Raw genomic sequence first — 16,935 nt, forward strand, 5'->3', positions numbered from 1 at the left:
AGGTCAGACGTATGATAAAGATTCGTCGGGGATTGGATTTACCTATATCCGGTGCGCCCGAGCAGGCTATCAAGGACGGGCCAGCTGCCCGTACCGTGGCAGTCATCGGCCCAGATTATCACGGCATGAAGCCAACTATGGCGGTAGCCGTGGGTGATAAGGTCAAGCTTGGACAGTTACTGTTTACCGATAAAAAAACCGAAGGGGTTCGCTATACCGCTCCAGCATCGGGTACTGTTGCCGCGATTAATCGTGGTGAGCGCCGCATGCTGCAAACTGTCGTCATTGACGTCGAGGGCGATGCGGCCGAATCCTATCAAGCTTACAGCGATGCTGAGCTGCAACAAGCCGACGGCCAAGCCGTTCGCGATCAGCTCAATCAGTCCGGTCTATGGACCGCACTGCGTACACGCCCTTACAGCAAGGTGCCTGCGCTGGACGCCAAACCAAACTCTATCTTTGTCACAGCGATTGATACCAATCCTCTGGCAGCGAACCCTGAGGTTGTGCTCAAGGGGCAGGAAGCAGCTTTTAAACAAGGCCTGCAAGTTCTGACCAAATTGACCGACGGCAAGGTATTCGTCTGTAAAGCACAGGGCGCTGATATTCCAGCCGCGGATGGTGGTCAAATTCAGCTTGCCGAGTTCGGCGGTGTGCACCCAGCAGGTAACGCGGGTACGCATATTCACCACCTGGACCCGGTCAAAGCCGATAAGTTTGTCTGGACCATTAACTACCAAGATGTTGTTGCTTTCGGTGTGCTGTTTAGCGAAGGCCGCATCGAAACCTCTCGGGTAGTGGCTCTAGGCGGACCACAAGTTGAGGCTCCGGCACTGGTACGCACCCGTATAGGGGCCAACCTCGAAGAGCTGACCGCCGGCGCACTCAAAGGCGGCAACAATCGTCTTATTTCCGGTTCGGTATTTGGTGGTCGCACCGCTCGTGGGCCCTACGCCTACCTGGGTCGCTATCATCAGCAGGTCAGTGTGCTGAGCGAAGGGGACGACCGCCCCATGCTGCACTATCTGCGCGCCGGTACCAATTACTTCTCGGTATTGAATCTGTATTTGTCCAAACTGATGCCGTCCAAGCGCTTCAACTTCACGACCACCACTATGGGTAGTGAGCGCGCTATGGTGCCTGTGGGCTCGTACGAGAAAGTAATGCCGCTGGATATTCTGCCTACGCAACTGCTGCGTGCGCTGATTGTTGGCGACACAGATACTGCTCAAAAATTGGGTTGTTTGGAGCTGGAAGAAGAAGATCTGGCTCTGTGTACTTTTGTCTGCCCGGGTAAGTACGAATACGGCCCGATTCTGCGCGACAATCTCACCCGAATTGAGCTGGAGGGTTAAGGGATGAAAGCATTGCGTAATTTCCTCGACAAAATCGAACCGAACTTTCATAAAGGCGGTAAGCTAGAAAAGTGGTACTCGCTGTTTGAGGCGATTGATACCGGCTTATTCCGACCTTCGGATGTCACCAAAACTACCAGCCATGTGCGCGACGGGATTGACCTCAAGCGTATGATGATCACGGTGTGGGCCTGTACTTTTCCCGCCATGTTCTTCGGCATGTACAACGTTGGCCATCAGGCCAATGAAATTTTGGCGCAAATGGGCTCCGGTGCCGGTGAAGGCTGGCGTATTGCCCTGATCAGTCTCGTAGCAGGTTTCGACCCCAACAGCATTTGGGATTGTTTGGTGCACGGCGCCGCTTACTTCCTGCCTATTTATGCGGTCGTGTTTATTGTCGGCGGTTTTTGGGAAGTGTTGTTTGCTTCTATCCGTGGTCACGAGGTGAATGAAGGTTTCTTTGTAACCTCTGTGCTGTTCGCGCTTATTTGCCCGCCCGATTTACCCCTGCTTTACGCCGCTCTCGGTATTAGCTTTGGTGTGGTGCTGGGTAAAGAAGTGTTCGGTGGTACCGGCAAAAACTTCTTAAACCCGGCGTTAACTGGTCGTGCCTTCTTGTTCTTCGCCTATGCTCCGGCTATGTCGGGCGATGCAGTTTGGACCACGGTTGACGGCTACACCGGCGCCACTGCGCTGTCGCTGGCCGCGCAAGGTGGTATGGACGCCATTGCTGGTCAAATGACTTGGATGGATGCCTTCTTGGGTAATATTCAAGGCAGTATCGGTGAGACTTCAACCTTGGCAATTTTTATCGGTGGCGCTGTGCTGCTGGTGATGGGTATTGCTTCCTGGCGCATTGTGCTGGGCGTTATGCTGGGTATGATTGCCACCGCGTTGATATGTAACCTGTTTGGGGATGCCGCTGGCAATCCGGCCATGGGGCTACCCTGGTACTGGCATTTGGTCATCGGCGGCTTTGCCTTCGGTATGATCTTTATGGCGACGGACCCTGTGTCGGCGGCAATGACCAACACGGGTAAATATTGGTTTGGTGCTTTAATTGGTTTTATGGTGGTCATCATTCGCGTAGTAAACCCTGCCTTCCCCGAAGGCATGATGTTGGCGATATTGTTTGCCAACTTGTTTGCACCGCTGATCGATTACTTTGTGGTTGAAGCAAATATTAAGCGGAGGTTGGCGCGTGGCTAGTAATGATTCCATCAAAAAGACGCTCATAGTAACGATTTTACTGTGTATCGTCTGTTCGGTGGTGGTCTCTACCGCTGCCGTTCTCCTGCGCCCTGTGCAGGAAAAAAACAAGTCGCTGGACTTTAAACGCAATATCCTGGCCGCGGCCGGCCTTGCGGATGAAGCCAGCAGTCAAGGTGTTGAAGTCGTCTTTAGCGACCGGGTTAAAACCCGTGCGGTTAATTTTGACAAAGGTACCTTCACCGACGAAGTGGCTGTTGCCGAATACGATCAGCGCAAAGCGTCGAAAGACCCTGCGCGCTCAGAAGACTTAACGGCCGATCAAGACCTTGCCAAAATTGGCAGTCGTGAAAACATTGGCCTGGTGTATATGATCGAAGGCGACAGCGGGCTCGAAACCTTAGTGCTGCCTATTCGCGGTTACGGTCTGTGGTCAACCCTGTACGGCTTTATGGCGTTGGACTCGGATCTGAATACCGTAGTGGGTTTGGGCTTCTACGAGCACGGCGAAACTCCGGGGCTGGGTGGCGAAGTTGATAATCCCGCCTGGAAAGCACTGTGGGAAGGCAAAGAAGTCTACGGCGACGATGGTGATGCTCAACTGAATGTGATTAAAGGCATGGTTGACGCCAACACACCAAACGCGGAGCACAAGGTCGATGGTCTGTCAGGTGCTACTTTGACAAGTCGCGGCGTCGGTAATTTGGTTCAGTTTTGGCTGGGTGAAAACGGTTATAAAACTTTCCTCGCCAACTTGAAAAAAGGGGAGGCCTAATACCATGAAAGTAAAAGAGCTTTTATTTGCCCCGGTATTTTCCAACAACCCCATTGCACTGCAGATTCTCGGTATCTGTTCGGCCCTGGCGGTAACCAGTAAATTGTCTGTGACCTTGGTGATGTGTATCGCACTGACCTCGGTAACAGCTTTTTCGAACTTATTTGTTTCATTGGTGCGTAACCACGCGCCGGGCAACATTCGTATCATCGTGCAAATGACCATTATCGCCTCGCTGGTGATTGTGGTGGACGAAGTGCTAAAAGCCTACGCTTACGAAATCAGTAAGCAGTTGTCGGTATTTGTTGGTTTGATTATTACCAACTGTATCGTAATGGGTCGCGCCGAAGCCTTTGCCATGAAAAACCCACCGCTTGCCAGCTTCTTTGATGGGGTCGGTAATGGTTTGGGTTACAGCGCTATTTTGATTGCGCTGGCGGTGATTCGTGAATTGTTCGGTTCCGGTAGCCTGCTGGGCCATCAAATCTTGCCTCTGGCCACCGAAGGTGGTTGGTACACGCCCAACGGCCTGTTATTGATGCCACCAAGTGCGTTCTTCTTGATCGGTTTATTTATTTGGGGCATTCGTGTCTGGAAAAAAGATCAAATTGAAGCGCCGGATTACAAAATGGCACCTAACACTAAGCCGCAAGCGCAGGAGGTCTGATCGTGGAAGCGTATTTAAGTTTATTTGTTCGGTCGATTTTTATCGACAACATCGCTCTGGCGTTCTTCCTGGGGATGTGTACCTTTCTGGCGATCTCGAAGAAAATCGGGGCGGCATTCGGACTGGGTATCGCGGTTGTTGTGGTACAGGTTATTACCGTACCGGTTAACAACTTGCTGTATAACTTCGTATTGGCCGACGGCGCACTGGCGTGGGCCGGCCTGCCGGATGTGGACCTGAGCTTCTTGGGTTTGATTACCTACATCGGTGTTATTGCCGCGTTGGTGCAAATTCTGGAAATGATTCTGGATAAATACTTCCCGGCGCTATACAACGCGTTGGGTGTATTCTTACCGCTGATTACAGTGAACTGCGCCATTTTGGGTGGTTCATTGTTGATGGTACAGCGCGATTACGATTTTGGTGAAAGTGTCGTGTTTGGTGCAGGCTCCGGTGTGGGCTGGGCATTGGCTATTACCGCTTTGGCTGGTATTCGCGAAAAAATGAAGTACTCCGATGTACCTGAAGGTCTGCGCGGCCTGGGTATTACATTCATTACCGTTGGTCTGATGTCGCTGGGCTTCATGTCCTTCGGCGGTATTGATCTGTAATCAGCGAGGAATCACATTTTGAATATTGAGATTATTCTTGGCGTTGTGATGTTCACCGTTATTGTACTGGCCCTGGTGTTTGTGATCCTGGGTGCGCGTGCGAAGTTGGTATCATCCGGCGATGTTAATATTGTCATTAATGACGAAAAAACACTGACCGTACCTGCCGGTGGCAAATTGTTGCAAACGCTGTCTGGCGCTGGCTTGTTCTTGCCTTCAGCCTGTGGCGGCGGCGGTACCTGTGCCCAGTGTCGCTGTGTGGTCAAAGAAGGTGGCGGCTCTATGCTGCCTACCGAAGAGAGCCATTTCACCAAGCGTGAAGCCAATGAAGGCTGGCGTTTGTCTTGTCAGGCGCCGGTCAAGCAAGACATGAAAGTGGAAGTGCCTGAAGATGTCTTCGGTGTTAAGCAGTGGGAGTGTACCGTTGAGTCAAACCCCAATGTGGCGACCTTTATTAAAGAGCTGACGCTAAAATTGCCCGAAGGCGAAAACGTCGACTTCCGTGCCGGTGGTTACGTTCAGTTAGAATGTCCTCCTTACGATATTAATTTTTCTGACTTTGATATCGAAGAGCAATTCCGCGGTGACTGGGAGCGTTTCGGTTTCTTTAACTTAAAAGCTAAAAGCACTGAAACCGTTCAGCGTGCCTACTCAATGGCGAACTACCCAGAAGAAAAAGGTCTGGTTAAGTTCAACATTCGTATTGCTACGCCACCTCCAGGCTCGAAAGACATTCAACCGGGCGTTATGTCCACTTATGTCTTCAATCTGAAGCCGGGTGACAAAATCACTGTATTCGGTCCGTTTGGTGAGTTCTTCGCCAAAGACACTGACGCGGAAATGGTGTTCGTTGGTGGTGGTGCGGGTATGGCGCCAATGCGTTCGCACATTTTTGATCAGCTTAAGCGCTTAAACAGTAAGCGTAAAATTTCATTCTGGTACGGCGCTCGCTCTTTGAAAGAGCTGTTTTACCAAGATGAATACGACATGCTGGCCAATGAGAACGACAACTTCACTTGGCATGTGGCCATGTCTGACCCACAGCCTGAAGATAACTGGGAAGGCCTGACCGGCTTTATCCACAATGTTCTGTTTGAAGAATATTTGAAGGATCACCCAGCCCCGGAAGATTGTGAGTTCTATATGTGTGGGCCTCCGATGATGAATGCTGCGGTTATTAAACTGTTGCAAGACCTCGGTGTTGAAGAAGAAAACATTATGCTTGATGACTTTGGTGGCTAAACAAAGGTGATAAATCAAGTAATCATGTTTGCCTACAACGCAATGACAAAAACGAGGCTGGTGTTACTAGCCTCGTTTTTGTTTGTGGGATTGTGTATTGCCGGCTGCGATCGAGCGCCTGAGTATGAGGTCGCCAAATTCAGCGGGCGTACTATGGGCACCAGTTATCACATCACCCTGGTGGGGCAGGCAAACACTCCTTTGGGGGTTGATGTTAATGCGCTGCAAGATCAGGTAGATGAGCAGCTGCAGTACATCAACCAGTTAATGTCCACCTACATTCCCGACTCGCAGTTAATGCGTTTTAATGACGCCGAGGCTGGGCAGTGGGTGGATCTGTCTTCTCCCTTGCTGGAAGTGCTAGCGATCAGTCAGGACATCAGTGAAGCCAGCGATGGCGCTTTTGATGTAACTGTGGGCCCACTGGTTAATTTATGGGGCTTTGGGCCGCAAATGCAGCCGGAAGTCGTCCCAAGTGAAGAGGAGCTAGCCGCAGCTCAAGCATTAACCGGTTACCAGAAGCTTGAGCTAAATGGCAATCAAGCGCGCCGAAGCGCGCCAATTTTTGTCGACTTGTCCGCCGTGGCCAAGGGCTATGGTGTAGACTGGATAGTACGAGAGCTGGTTGAGCAGGGTATTGCCAGCTTTATGGTGGAAATAGGAGGCGAAGTACGCGTTAAGGGCCACAGCCCGCGAGGCTCGAAGTGGCGCATTGCGGTTGAACAGCCCAGCATGTTGACAGGCTCGGTAGCTAAAGCCATCAGCTTGAGTGACCACGCTATTGCCACCTCTGGCGACTACCGCAATTATTTTGAGGTTGATGGGATGCGTTACTCACACACCATTGACCCTGTCACCGGCAAACCCATCAATCACAAGCTAGTATCGGTAACGGTTGTCGCCGATACGGCCGCTCGTGCTGACGCCTGGGCCACCGCACTGAATGTGCTGGGGCCGGAGCAAGGCATGCAACTGGCCGAGGCGGAAAAACTTGCCGTCTATATGATTGTCAAAGACGGTGACGGCTTTACCGAGTCGCAATCCAGTCATTTTTCTCAGTTCACGGGCCCTTAAGGCCCGGAACGAACGTTTAAAAGAGGTGCTCGTATGGGTACATTTTTAGTGGCCTTCTTCGCCATGTTGCTGATTATCAGCGCCATGGCTATCGGCGTTATTTTTGGTCGTAAACCCCTGACAGGCTCCTGCGGAGGGGTTGGAGACGCATTGGGTGAGAAAGATTACACCTGCGAGTTATGCGGTGGCGATGAGAAAAAATGCGAAGAGATTAAAAGCGGTGAAACCCCGCAAAATGGTCATTTAGCCGTTAATGCGGCGGACAAAAAGCAGTAACCCGTCAGAGGTTGTGCCCCACCTGCGGGCAAACAAAAGCTGCTGAAAGCGAGAGAGCTCACTGCGCCTGAGGGCGCCATTCAGGAAGGGGATACCGAGTGTCACAATATACCTTTGATGTACTGATTATTGGTTCGGGGCCTGCGGGCGAAAGTGCGGCAATGGCATCGGCCAAGGCCGGTAAGCGGGTGGCGGTGATAGAGGGACGTGCGTTAGTGGGGGGCAACTGTGCCCACAAAGGCACCATACCGTCAAAGTCGCTGCGCCATATGGTCAAGCAAATTATTCAGTTTAAAACCAGCACTTTGTTTCGCGAGATTGGCGAAACCTGGCGTTTAACTTACCCCAGAGTTTTGGCTTCTGCCAGCGCGGTTATCCCCAAACAAGTAGAGCTACACACCGACTTTTACATTCGCAATCGCGTGAAGCTCTTTTCGGGCTTTGCTCACTTTATCGACGCCCACACCGTGGCAATCGACCTATTGGACGGCGCGCGCGAAGAAGTGGTCACCGCCGATAAAGTGATTATCGCTACCGGTTCGCGCCCTTATCAGCCGGCCGATATCGATTTTACCCAGGCACGGATTTACGATTCCGATTCGGTGTTGGAAATGCAGCACACCCCGCGCCATTTAATTATTTACGGGGCCGGTGTTATCGGCTGTGAGTACGCCTCTATTTTCTCGGGTTTAGGTGTTAAGGTCGATTTAATCAACAACCGCGACCGTTTATTGTCCTTCCTCGATGACGAAATCTCCGATGCCTTAAGTTATCACCTGCGCGATAACGGTGTACGGGTACGCCACAGCGAAACCTACGAAAAAATCGAAGCGAACGAACACAGCGTGACCGTTAAACTGCAGTCGGGCAAGCGAATTACCGCCGATGCCATCCTGTGGTGTAATGGCCGCAGTGGCAATACCGACAACCTCAATCTGGAAGCCATTGGGCTGGAGCCGGATCATCGCGGTAATTTGAAGGTGAATGAACAGTACCAAACCGATGTAGACAATGTTTACGCTGTGGGCGATGTGGTTGGTTGGCCTAGTTTGGCCAGCGCTTCATTTGACCAAGGCCGGGCGTTGGCGGCGGTTATTCTTGGCAAAGAATGCACAAAAATGTCCGAAGTGCCTACCGGTATTTACACCTTGCCGGAAATTAGCTCGGTGGGTAAAACCGAAAGCGAACTGACAGAAGCCAAAGTACCTTATGAAGTGGGCCGTTGCCTGTTTAAAAACACCGCACGCGGGCAAATCAGCGGCGAAGATGCCGGGATGCTTAAATTGCTCTTTCATGTGGATACCGGTGAGCTGTTGGGCGTGCATTGCTTTGGCGCAGAAGCCGCCGAAATTGTCCACATCGGTCAGGCGATTATGTCGCAAGCCAATGGGGGTAATACGATTAACTTCTTTTTAAACACCACCTTTAATTACCCCACCATGGCGGAGGCCTATCGCTTGGCCGCCTTGGATGGGACCAATCGGATTAATCGTCGGTAAACTTGAGTGTTGGCGGCCCCTTTGGGGCCGTTTTAGCTATTGCTTAGCTTTATCATCAGCTATCAAACTTTCCAGTCAATTATTGTCCTCTGTCGCTCATTGAGCACTCTCTATTTATAGGTTATTAAAGGGGTTATATGCCATTTACAGCGCTTGGTTTAAGTGAGTCATTGGTGCGAGCCATTGCCGAGCAGGGCTATGAATCCCCTACACCGATTCAAGAGAAAGCCATTCCTGTTGTACTTTCAGGGAAAGACTTGATCGCTACAGCACAAACCGGTACGGGTAAAACAGCGAGTTTTGTATTGCCTATTATCGAGCGACTTGCCGGTCGTAAGTTGCGGGGCAAGCGTATTCGCGCGTTAGTCTTAGTGCCGACTCGCGAGCTGGCTGTACAGGTGGCTGAGAATATATCCCGCTATGCAAAATATTCAAATATCAGCTATTTAGCGATGTATGGCGGCAGTGAAATTGCCTTGCATAAACGACAGTTGATTGATGGTGTGGATATTGTTGTGGCAACACCCGGTAGGTTGTTGGATATGGCTCATCAGCGAGCATTACACTTTGATGAGCTCGAGTGTCTGGTGTTGGATGAAGCCGATCGTATGCTCGACATGGGTTTTATCGGTGATATTAACAAGATCATCGAGCGCTTACCTGAGGAACGCCAAAACTTATTGTTTTCTGCCACTATCTCGCCACAGGTTAAGCAGCTCGTTAAAACTACGATTCATCATGCGGTAGAAATACTGCTGGCCGGCAGTGACGTTAATAAGCCTGATATTTCGCAATGGTTAGTAACCGTTGATAAGGATAAAAAATCAGCGTTGTTGAGTCATCTTATTCAGACCCATCAATGGCAGCAGGCGCTCATATTTATTCGTACTAAACATGGGGCAGTGAAGTTGGTCGAACAGTTGGCCAAACGTGGCATTGTTGCCGACTATATTCATGGTGATCGCAGCCAGGTGGTTCGCATGCAAATTCTGGATGACTTTAAATCGGGTAAGTGCGGCTTGCTGGTTGCTACGGGTGTGGCGGCTAGGGGGCTGGATATTGATGACTTAGATCGTGTTGTTAATTACGATTTGCCCAATGAAATAGATGAATATATTCACCGCATAGGGCGAACAGGCCGAGCGGGTGCAAAAGGCGAGGCTGTTTCATTGGTGTCTAAAGATGATTTTAAGACGCTTTGTAGTATTGAGAGTCGATTGGGGCATATTATTGAACGCCGAGATTTAGAAGAGTTCGCACCCAGAAAAGTTGTGCCCATTTCTATTTTAAACTATGTGCCAAAAAGCAAACGTACTTAAACTAACCGCCGCTAAAATATTTACCCCAATCCAAAAAATGTTGTATTAAACGCGGCAGTTATCAATACCACTATTGGCTATGGTGCATACACGGTCGTGTTTCGGCCTTTTTCTTTGGCCTGGTAAAGTGCTTTATCTGCTCTAGAGAGCATGTCTGATTGCCTATCATTTTCTTTAAATAATGTTGTTCCTATGCTGATTGTCACCTTATCAGCTTCACTAAAATCTGTGTTGGCAATGTTTTCTCGCAGCTTTTCGGCGAGTGTGATTAATTGGTGCTGGTTTGTTTCAATGGCAATAACAATAAATTCTTCGCCACCCCAGCGAATAAGTGTGTCATTGCCGCGTATGGAGCGCGACAGTTCTTGTGCAATGGTCTTGAGGGTGACATCACCCACGTCATGGCCATAGGAGTCGTTGATGTTTTTAAAATAATCCACATCAATGATTAGCAAACCAAACGTGTTCTTATAACGAAGACCGCGTTCAATTTCTTGAGCGAGTATGATGTTGAGCTGATGGCGGTTATACACTCCGGTGAGTGGGTCGGTAATGGCTAAATCTTTCAGTGCTTGCTGGCTGATAAACATTTGCTTGCGTGTTCGGTCAAAGATCAACGCTCCCAGAAATCCAAATGAAAAGCTACAAAACACCCAAAAAACATACATTACATAGACATCTTTCGACTCAATATAATAAAAAGCGGAAGCAAGTAAAATAATTGTGGCGCAGATCGCGCTGACTAGGGCGTACCGAAAAGTCATGCCCGAGGCAATAAAAATCCAAAAGATACCAAGATAGCCTTCGGGTACATACATGGAGGTGTTGCCCAACTTACTGGCAATATAGGCGTGGCCCGATATGCTAATGATTGGAAAAATAGCGAGTGCTAGCATGACATATTTATAATAGCGCTGTTTGTAGGCAAAATAGCTGATAAACAGCAATAAAGGTATAACCGTTGAGAAGTGAAACTTCATCATTAAGGTTTGAATGTGCGCCGGTGCCCAAGACTTATCAATTAAGGTAAACAACACATACAGTATGGCCGTTAAAAAGCTAATGGCCGATATTTGAACTTGCCGTGAAGGCTGATCCCATTCGGCATATCGCTCATAAAAAGATGGCGTGTGGCGGCCTTTAGTGAGGTCAAATGGTGAAATAAGCTGAAGTAAATTCTGCATATTAAGCGTTGTGCTCCAGCAAAGGCAGATGGCTGTTGGGGGCCATTCATACGTTAGGTTGAGTCTTTCTGCTAATTTTCGCGCCACAAAGACTACCGGTTAACAGTGCGCAACGGAAATAACAATAAGTAATATTAATTAAAGCTAACACAATAATTAATACGGCCATAGTTTCAGTTTTATGCACAGTGATATTCAATGCTGAAAAAGCTCGTTCGAAGCGGTATTGGAGAAAGCGACAGTAAGCGTCTTTAAACCCCCCAACTGCAGACACACTGCGTAGCAAGTGATTGGCAGAGTGACCACGTGTCTAACACGTTAAAAGTCCAACCTTTGGCGCATGAACACACGGTTTCAATATTGGTTGACAATTTGGTAGGGGGCTGTACACTAATCTGATTATGCGTATCAGTTCACCGCTGTGTGAATGTTAAACAATAATTAGAGTGATGATAGCGGGTACCTTCCTGCTGTTGAGATATTCAAAGCTGTCGATAGCCCCCTGTTCCGGGTTTTACCCCTAGGAGTACCCATGTTTCGATGTAACCCCCTAATATTAGTCCTTCCACTTGTCGCGGCAGTATGTGCCGGCTGTGGTTCATCCAGCTCCAGCAGTTCTACCACTATTCCAGGCTCATCCTCTTCCAGTTCGTCTGTGGCTCCGACGGCATGTACAGGCACCGAGTCTTTGGTGATTGTTGAGGCCACGGATGATGGCAGTAACGACGGTCACGGGCCGGCTAATGTTCTGGATGGAAGTTTGAACAGTGATTCACGCTGGTCGTCTGAAGGCGATGACAAAGCCTTAGTGTTGGATTTGGGTACGCTGGCCAATATTGCCGAGGTGAAAACCGCTTGGTTAAGCGCCGATGAGCGCACCGCTTTTTATACAATTGAAGCGTCTACTGACAACAACAACTGGGTCACTTTGGTTGCTAGCGGCCAGTCGCAGGGAACCGAGGGTTTCTACGCGGACACTTTTGATCGACTGGACGCTCAATATGTGCGCATTATTGGACAAGGGAATTCCGTCAATCTTTGGAACAGTTTACTAGAAGTTGAAGTGCACGGCTGTGGTGGTTTAGATGAGCAGCCAACCATACCCAATGGCCCGCCAGCACTTAGTGAGTTAGATCCTAATCAGCCCCCTTCTGAGAATTTTGATTTGTCGCGCTGGTATATCAGTATCCCTACGGATGAAGACGGCAATGGCCGCGCCGATAATATTAAAGAAGATGATTTAAACGATGGTTATGAACAGCCCGATTATTTTTACACCGGTGCAGACGGTGGCATGGTGTTCCGTGTGGGGCCAACAGGTTTTAAAACTTCAACCAACACCAGCTATACCCGGGTGGAGCTGCGGGAAATGTTGCGCGCCGGTAACACGAGTATCGACACTCAAGGCGTAAACGCCAATAACTGGGTGTTCGGCAGTGCGCCCGCCGAAGACCTGGCCGCCGCCGGGGGTGTTGATGGCAACATGCGGGCAACCTTGGCCGTAAACCGAGTATCAACCACCGGTGAAGCCTACCAGATTGGACGGGTGATCATTGGCCAGATTCATGCCAATGACGATGAGCCCGTGCGGCTTTACTACCGCAAGTTGCCCAGTAATGATAAGGGTTCTATTTACCTGGCCCATGAAATCCAAGGCGGCGACGACACTTGGTACGACATGATCGGCGGGCGCTCCAATATTGAATTTAACCCAGAAGATGGGATTGCGCTGGACGAGGTGTTCAGCTACGAAATCAATGTTGAGGGCAACGAGCTGACCGTGTTTATTTATCGGGACGGCAAGCCTACCGTAAAACAGGTGGTGGACATGAGTAGCAGTGGTTACGATCAGGGCGGGCAGTATATGTATTTTAAAGCCGGCGCCTATAATCAAAATAATACCGCTGATGAAGAGGACTATACTCAGGCTACTTTCTATGCACTTGAGCACTCCCATGACTAAATAGTGACTTGCGTGGTCACGAAAAACCAGCGCGGCGTAAAGCTTCGCTGGTTTTTTTGTGCCTACGGGGTTGGTTGTTAAGCCGGACGCAGACGGATTATCCGTACGCACCCGCGCTGTATACTAGCTCGTAGCTGTGGCTGTATATCTCTAAAATATTGCCGAACGGGTCTTCCATATAAATCATACGGTAGGGCTTTTCACCCGGGTAATAATAGCGAGGCTCGGCCATGCGTTTTTTACCCCCTGCAGCCACAATCTTCTCCGCAAGTTCTTCGACATTGGGGTCTTGTACACAAAAGTGAAAAATCCCCGTTTTCCAATATTCAAAATTATCCTCGGGATTTTGCTGGTTATTAAATTGAAAAATCTCGACACCTATACGGTCACCCGTCGATAAGTGAGCAATTTTAAATCCGCCCCAGCCGGCCCCAAATACATCCGTACACATAGCGCCAATGGCACTTGTGTCTTCTTCAATTTCGGTGGGAGGCATAATTAAATACCAGCCCATAACCTCGGTGTAAAACTCCACCGCTTTATTTACATCGGGCACTGAAATGCCAATATGAGAAAAACTTCTTGGGTAGGCACTGCTCATGATGATTCCTCGTTTGCTGAAAGAGGAGCTAGGTTACAAGTTACAATAAATAACGTAAAATAATCATATGAAATAAATATGAGTACAATTTGTAATGATTAATACAGTGTGGCTACGTACCTTTTGTACTTTGGCGCAGGTGGGGCACTTTACTCAAACGGCGCACCGCTTACACATGACTCAGTCGGGTGTAAGCCAGCATATTGGCAAGTTAGAGGCTCAGTTAGAGGTGGCGTTAATACTGCGCCAAGGCAAAGGTTTTACGCTGTCAGAGGCAGGCAAGCGCCTGTACAGAGATGCCGGGGAAATCTTACAAGCGCTAGCAAACTTAGAAACGCAGATCGGGCAAGACCCTGCCTACGAAGGTGTAGTGCGCGTGATGTCACCAGGCAGTGTAGGGCTTAAGCTGTATCCTCAGATGTTATCGTTGCAAGCCGAGCACGCCAAACTGGTTATTGAATATCGCTTTGCCCCCAATGCCGACATTGAGCGTTCCGTAGCCGACGCTAGCGCTGATGTAGGGTTTATAACCCGCGAGTCTGCACACGCGGATATCAGCTGTGAACCCATAGCCACAGAGTCACTATTACTGGTTACACCTGCTGATTTTGATCAGCCTAGTTGGCAGGGGTTAAACACATTAGGGTTTATCGATCACCCCGATGGCAGCCATCATGCGCGATTATTACTGGGGGCCAATTACCCCGAGTTTGAGCACGCGGGATTAATACCTAAGCAGGGTTTCTCCAATCAAATAAGCATGATTTTAGAGCCCGTCAGTCTGGGGCTGGGCTTTACAGTGTTGCCAGCCCATGCGGTTGCGGCATTCGCTAGACCCGATAAAATTAAAATTCACTCCCTACCGGTTCCCGTTGTTGAGCCTTTGTACTTATGCGTGCCTCGCCATAGGTTATTGCCTAACAGTGTACAGACAGTGATTGTCGCCGCCAAAAAGTGGCTTTAGGGCGTAAATAGGCGGTAACGTAGGGTTATGATTATTGTGAGAGGCGTGGTTGGGGTAAAATTTGTACTGCTTGCTATGCTTTTTTAAAGCCGCCGCATTAAAGAAGTGAGAAGTAAACTCGCTCCAGAGTAGGCTTTTATAGAGTCAATTTGATGCCAGTGGTGATGGTTGCCTCCAAAGTGTTATTCAACACACCTTTTAGTGTTTTGGTCGTTACCGCTGAGCGTTGTTTTACCGGATATATGTTATGTTGGCCGCTGGCCCCTGCTATGCCATAAGCAACCAGGGGTGTTGATGGGGCCTGTGAAAGGGTAGGTTGGGTGGTAACAAATTAATGAGGGTTTTATGAAGAGCGTAATTGTATTGCTGTTGAGCATGGTGGTAAGCGTTGGTGCTATCGCAGAGGAAAGTAAGCGTGAGAGTGTGGAAGAGCTGCTGCGCGCTTCTAATGCGGATGCACTGGTTGATAATATTTATGTCCAGTTTGATCAAATGCTGAGCGGTATGAAAGCGCAGATGGGTATCAAACCCTCAGAGGAAGAGATTTTCGACAAGCATATGCAAAAAATTGTCGACCTAATGCGTGAAGAGATGAGCTGGGCAAAACTGAAAGAGCCCATGATTGATATTTATTTGGAGCATTACACCGAGCAAGAAGTGCAAGATATGCTGGCGTTTTATAGTTCCGAAACCGGTCAATCGATGGTGGCGAAAATGCCAGCTGTGATGAATGACTCGGTGCAGTTATCCCAAGGGATGATGCAGTCTTTTATGCCTAAAATTCAGCAATTAGGCCAAGACCTACAAACCGAACTAGAGGCGCACCGCGAGGCTGAACAGTCGCAATAACCCTATGGTTGTGCACAATGCCATTGGTTGTTAAATAGACCGGTGGCATTGTCAGCTTTATCGGGCAGGTTTGGCAAACGCTGGGTGTTTATCGATTCTGGGCATGCTTGAGTTTTGTGTTTGAAATTTAGACAATAGGCAAAACTCTCATATACTTGATGTTTATAGCCCTAACTGGTGTATCATCCCGCTATACACAGTGATTTATACTCAATCACTCACTTAGGTTTAACAAGAAGTTCGCTGTATGACTCTGGCCAATCAACTGACACTGTTACGCATCGCCCTGATTCCTTTATTTGTGCTGGTGTTTTTCCTGCCTTTCAATGGCGCTCATTTTATTTCAGCACTTATATTCAGTGCTGCCGCCATCACTGACTGGGCCGATGGCTACGTCGCCCGCAAATATAACCAAAGCACTAAGCTTGGTGCCTTTCTCGACCCCGTAGCCGATAAGCTGATGGTGGTGATTGCGCTGGTTCTACTGGTAACTCTGCACCCAGAAGCTTGGTTTGCCGTTTGCGCACTGGTTATTGTCGGTCGCGAAATTGTCATTTCCGCGCTACGCGAATGGATGGCCGAGCTGGGGCAGCGCGCCAGTGTGGCGGTCTCTTATATTGGTAAGATTAAAACCACTTTACAGATGGTTGCCCTGATTGTGCTGCTGGCCGATTTTAACTGGCTGAACTGGGCCGGCTATATCGCCCTGGTGGCGGCTGCGGCCCTGACGCTCTGGTCAATGGTCTTATACCTTAAAGCCGCCGCGCCTTTCCTGATGGCGGATATGGGGGCAGAGCCGAGCCAGGCTCCAGAACAAGCTCAAGCGCCAGATGACAGCGATAGCCCGCAGTAAGCTCACGCTTACCTGTGTGGTTTAATGCCAGAGACGAAAGTCTAACTGCTTAATAATCAGACAGTTAGGTTTGTGAAAACAATATTTTTTTATATTTAGAGGTAGGCAGGGCAGCCATTATGGGCTAGAATGCCGCCCTCTTAACGGCGCGATAGCAAAGCGGTTATGCACTGGATTGCAAATCCACGTAGCCCGGTTCGACTCCGGGTCGCGCCTCCACTTTCCTTACCCCATCGCGGGTAAAGAAGAAACAGCTAAACGCTGTACCCGTTGCCCGGGTGGTGGAATTGGTAGACACAGCAGACTTAAAATCTGCCGACCTTTATCGGTCGTGCCGGTTCAATTCCGGCTCCGGGCACCATTATTTTTTCTTCGCTCCAAGCTCCCAGTAAATTGAAACAAGCGGTATTTTTCGATCCAAGCCGTCATTGAACCGGTTCCCGGTACAATTGGCTCGCACGTACGTGTGCTCGGCCTTACAGGCCAGCGAAGCT

The 16,935-nt window shown here is 49.4% G+C and carries 16 protein-coding genes and 2 tRNA genes; 16 read left to right on the plus strand and 2 right to left on the minus strand.

Going from position 1 to position 16,935, the window contains the following annotated elements; translation table 11 throughout:
• Positions 1-11: 11 nt before the first annotated feature.
• From Q4563_RS08645 to Q4563_RS08690, 10 genes are all read left to right on the plus strand, one after another.
• Entirely contained in the window at positions 12-1,355 is a 1,344-nt protein-coding gene (locus tag Q4563_RS08645) for a Na(+)-translocating NADH-quinone reductase subunit A (protein WP_215975545.1), read from the plus strand.
• Positions 1,356-1,358: 3 nt separating this feature from the next.
• Positions 1,359-2,564, plus strand: a complete 1,206-nt coding sequence (locus Q4563_RS08650) for an NADH:ubiquinone reductase (Na(+)-transporting) subunit B (RefSeq protein ID WP_215975546.1) — start codon at positions 1,359-1,361, stop codon at positions 2,562-2,564.
• Complete coding sequence (locus tag Q4563_RS08655; RefSeq protein WP_215975547.1) at positions 2,557-3,339, plus strand: Na(+)-translocating NADH-quinone reductase subunit C; 783 nt, start codon at positions 2,557-2,559, stop codon at positions 3,337-3,339. The genes Q4563_RS08650 and Q4563_RS08655 overlap by 8 nt, the downstream gene beginning before the upstream one ends.
• 4 nt (positions 3,340-3,343) lie before the next feature.
• Entirely contained in the window at positions 3,344-4,006 is a 663-nt protein-coding gene (locus tag Q4563_RS08660; protein WP_215975548.1) for an NADH:ubiquinone reductase (Na(+)-transporting) subunit D, read from the plus strand.
• 2 nt (positions 4,007-4,008) lie between these two features.
• A complete protein-coding gene (gene nqrE / locus Q4563_RS08665; protein ID WP_215975549.1) occupies positions 4,009-4,617 on the plus strand; it encodes an NADH:ubiquinone reductase (Na(+)-transporting) subunit E in 609 nt (202 codons plus the stop codon).
• Positions 4,618-4,635: 18 nt separating this feature from the next.
• The gene (gene nqrF / locus Q4563_RS08670) at positions 4,636-5,859 is read left to right on the plus strand and encodes an NADH:ubiquinone reductase (Na(+)-transporting) subunit F (protein ID WP_215975550.1); all 1,224 of its coding nucleotides are present in this window, start codon (positions 4,636-4,638) and stop codon (positions 5,857-5,859) included.
• A 6-nt stretch (positions 5,860-5,865) separates the two neighbouring features.
• Positions 5,866-6,933 carry an FAD:protein FMN transferase gene (locus Q4563_RS08675; protein WP_303604272.1) on the plus strand — a complete coding sequence of 356 codons (1,068 nt, stop codon included), beginning with the start codon at positions 5,866-5,868 and terminating at the stop codon, positions 6,931-6,933.
• A gap of 33 nt (positions 6,934-6,966) precedes the next feature.
• The gene (nqrM, locus tag Q4563_RS08680) at positions 6,967-7,209 is read left to right on the plus strand and encodes a (Na+)-NQR maturation NqrM (RefSeq protein WP_215975551.1); all 243 of its coding nucleotides are present in this window, start codon (positions 6,967-6,969) and stop codon (positions 7,207-7,209) included.
• A gap of 98 nt (positions 7,210-7,307) precedes the next feature.
• A complete protein-coding gene (gene sthA, locus Q4563_RS08685) occupies positions 7,308-8,708 on the plus strand; it encodes a Si-specific NAD(P)(+) transhydrogenase (protein ID WP_215975552.1) in 1,401 nt (466 codons plus the stop codon).
• 137 nt (positions 8,709-8,845) lie between these two features.
• Positions 8,846-10,027, plus strand: coding sequence for a DEAD/DEAH box helicase (locus Q4563_RS08690; RefSeq protein ID WP_215975553.1), 1,182 nt, complete (start codon positions 8,846-8,848; stop codon positions 10,025-10,027).
• A 77-nt stretch (positions 10,028-10,104) separates the two neighbouring features.
• Here the strand turns inward: Q4563_RS08690 and Q4563_RS08695 are convergent, their stop codons facing one another.
• Positions 10,105-11,010, minus strand: coding sequence for a GGDEF domain-containing protein (locus tag Q4563_RS08695; RefSeq protein WP_303604273.1), 906 nt, complete (start codon positions 11,008-11,010; stop codon positions 10,105-10,107).
• Between the two features lie 733 nt (positions 11,011-11,743).
• Here Q4563_RS08695 and Q4563_RS08700 point away from each other — a divergent pair.
• Positions 11,744-13,174, plus strand: coding sequence for a polysaccharide lyase family 7 protein (locus Q4563_RS08700; protein WP_303604274.1), 1,431 nt, complete (start codon positions 11,744-11,746; stop codon positions 13,172-13,174).
• Between the two features lie 97 nt (positions 13,175-13,271).
• Here Q4563_RS08700 and Q4563_RS08705 read toward each other — a convergent pair whose 3' ends face one another.
• Positions 13,272-13,775 carry a lactoylglutathione lyase family protein gene (locus Q4563_RS08705; protein ID WP_303604275.1) on the minus strand — a complete coding sequence of 168 codons (504 nt, stop codon included), beginning with the start codon at positions 13,773-13,775 and terminating at the stop codon, positions 13,272-13,274.
• Between the two features lie 94 nt (positions 13,776-13,869).
• Here Q4563_RS08705 and Q4563_RS08710 point away from each other — a divergent pair, with 94 nt between their 5' ends.
• The 5 genes from Q4563_RS08710 to Q4563_RS08730 all read left to right on the plus strand — a co-directional run bounded on the left by Q4563_RS08710 (position 13,870) and on the right by Q4563_RS08730 (position 16,802).
• Complete coding sequence (locus Q4563_RS08710) at positions 13,870-14,739, plus strand: LysR family transcriptional regulator (RefSeq protein ID WP_303604276.1); 870 nt, start codon at positions 13,870-13,872, stop codon at positions 14,737-14,739.
• A 345-nt stretch (positions 14,740-15,084) separates the two neighbouring features.
• The gene (locus Q4563_RS08715; protein ID WP_215975558.1) at positions 15,085-15,588 is read left to right on the plus strand and encodes a DUF2059 domain-containing protein; all 504 of its coding nucleotides are present in this window, start codon (positions 15,085-15,087) and stop codon (positions 15,586-15,588) included.
• 247 nt (positions 15,589-15,835) lie between these two features.
• Positions 15,836-16,441: a CDP-diacylglycerol--glycerol-3-phosphate 3-phosphatidyltransferase gene (gene pgsA, locus Q4563_RS08720; protein ID WP_215975559.1), complete on the plus strand. Its 606-nt coding sequence runs from the start codon at positions 15,836-15,838 to the stop codon at positions 16,439-16,441.
• A 145-nt stretch (positions 16,442-16,586) separates the two neighbouring features.
• A tRNA-Cys gene (locus tag Q4563_RS08725) sits at positions 16,587-16,660 on the plus strand.
• Between the two features lie 53 nt (positions 16,661-16,713).
• Positions 16,714-16,802: transfer RNA gene (locus Q4563_RS08730), tRNA-Leu, on the plus strand.
• Positions 16,803-16,935: the final 133 nt, after the last annotated feature.

The organism is Gilvimarinus sp. 1_MG-2023 (assembly GCF_030548285.1).

Bases quoted from the DNA above. Each gene is read 5' to 3' on its own strand.
- Q4563_RS08645 (WP_215975545.1), top strand. From the start codon at position 12: ATGATAAAGATTCGTCGGGGATTGGATTTACCTATATCCGGTGCGCCC.
- Q4563_RS08650 (WP_215975546.1), top strand. From the start codon at position 1,359: ATGAAAGCATTGCGTAATTTCCTCGACAAAATCGAACCGAACTTTCAT.
- Q4563_RS08660 (WP_215975548.1), top strand. From the start codon at position 3,344: ATGAAAGTAAAAGAGCTTTTATTTGCCCCGGTATTTTCCAACAACCCC.
- nqrM (WP_215975551.1), top strand. From the start codon at position 6,967: ATGGGTACATTTTTAGTGGCCTTCTTCGCCATGTTGCTGATTATCAGC.
- Q4563_RS08690 (WP_215975553.1), top strand. From the start codon at position 8,846: ATGCCATTTACAGCGCTTGGTTTAAGTGAGTCATTGGTGCGAGCCATT.
- Q4563_RS08695 (WP_303604273.1), bottom strand. From the start codon at position 11,010: ATGATGAAGTTTCACTTCTCAACGGTTATACCTTTATTGCTGTTTATC.
- Q4563_RS08700 (WP_303604274.1), top strand. From the start codon at position 11,744: ATGTTTCGATGTAACCCCCTAATATTAGTCCTTCCACTTGTCGCGGCA.
- Q4563_RS08705 (WP_303604275.1), bottom strand. From the start codon at position 13,775: ATGAGCAGTGCCTACCCAAGAAGTTTTTCTCATATTGGCATTTCAGTG.
- Q4563_RS08710 (WP_303604276.1), top strand. From the start codon at position 13,870: ATGATTAATACAGTGTGGCTACGTACCTTTTGTACTTTGGCGCAGGTG.
- Q4563_RS08715 (WP_215975558.1), top strand. From the start codon at position 15,085: ATGAAGAGCGTAATTGTATTGCTGTTGAGCATGGTGGTAAGCGTTGGT.
- pgsA (WP_215975559.1), top strand. From the start codon at position 15,836: ATGACTCTGGCCAATCAACTGACACTGTTACGCATCGCCCTGATTCCT.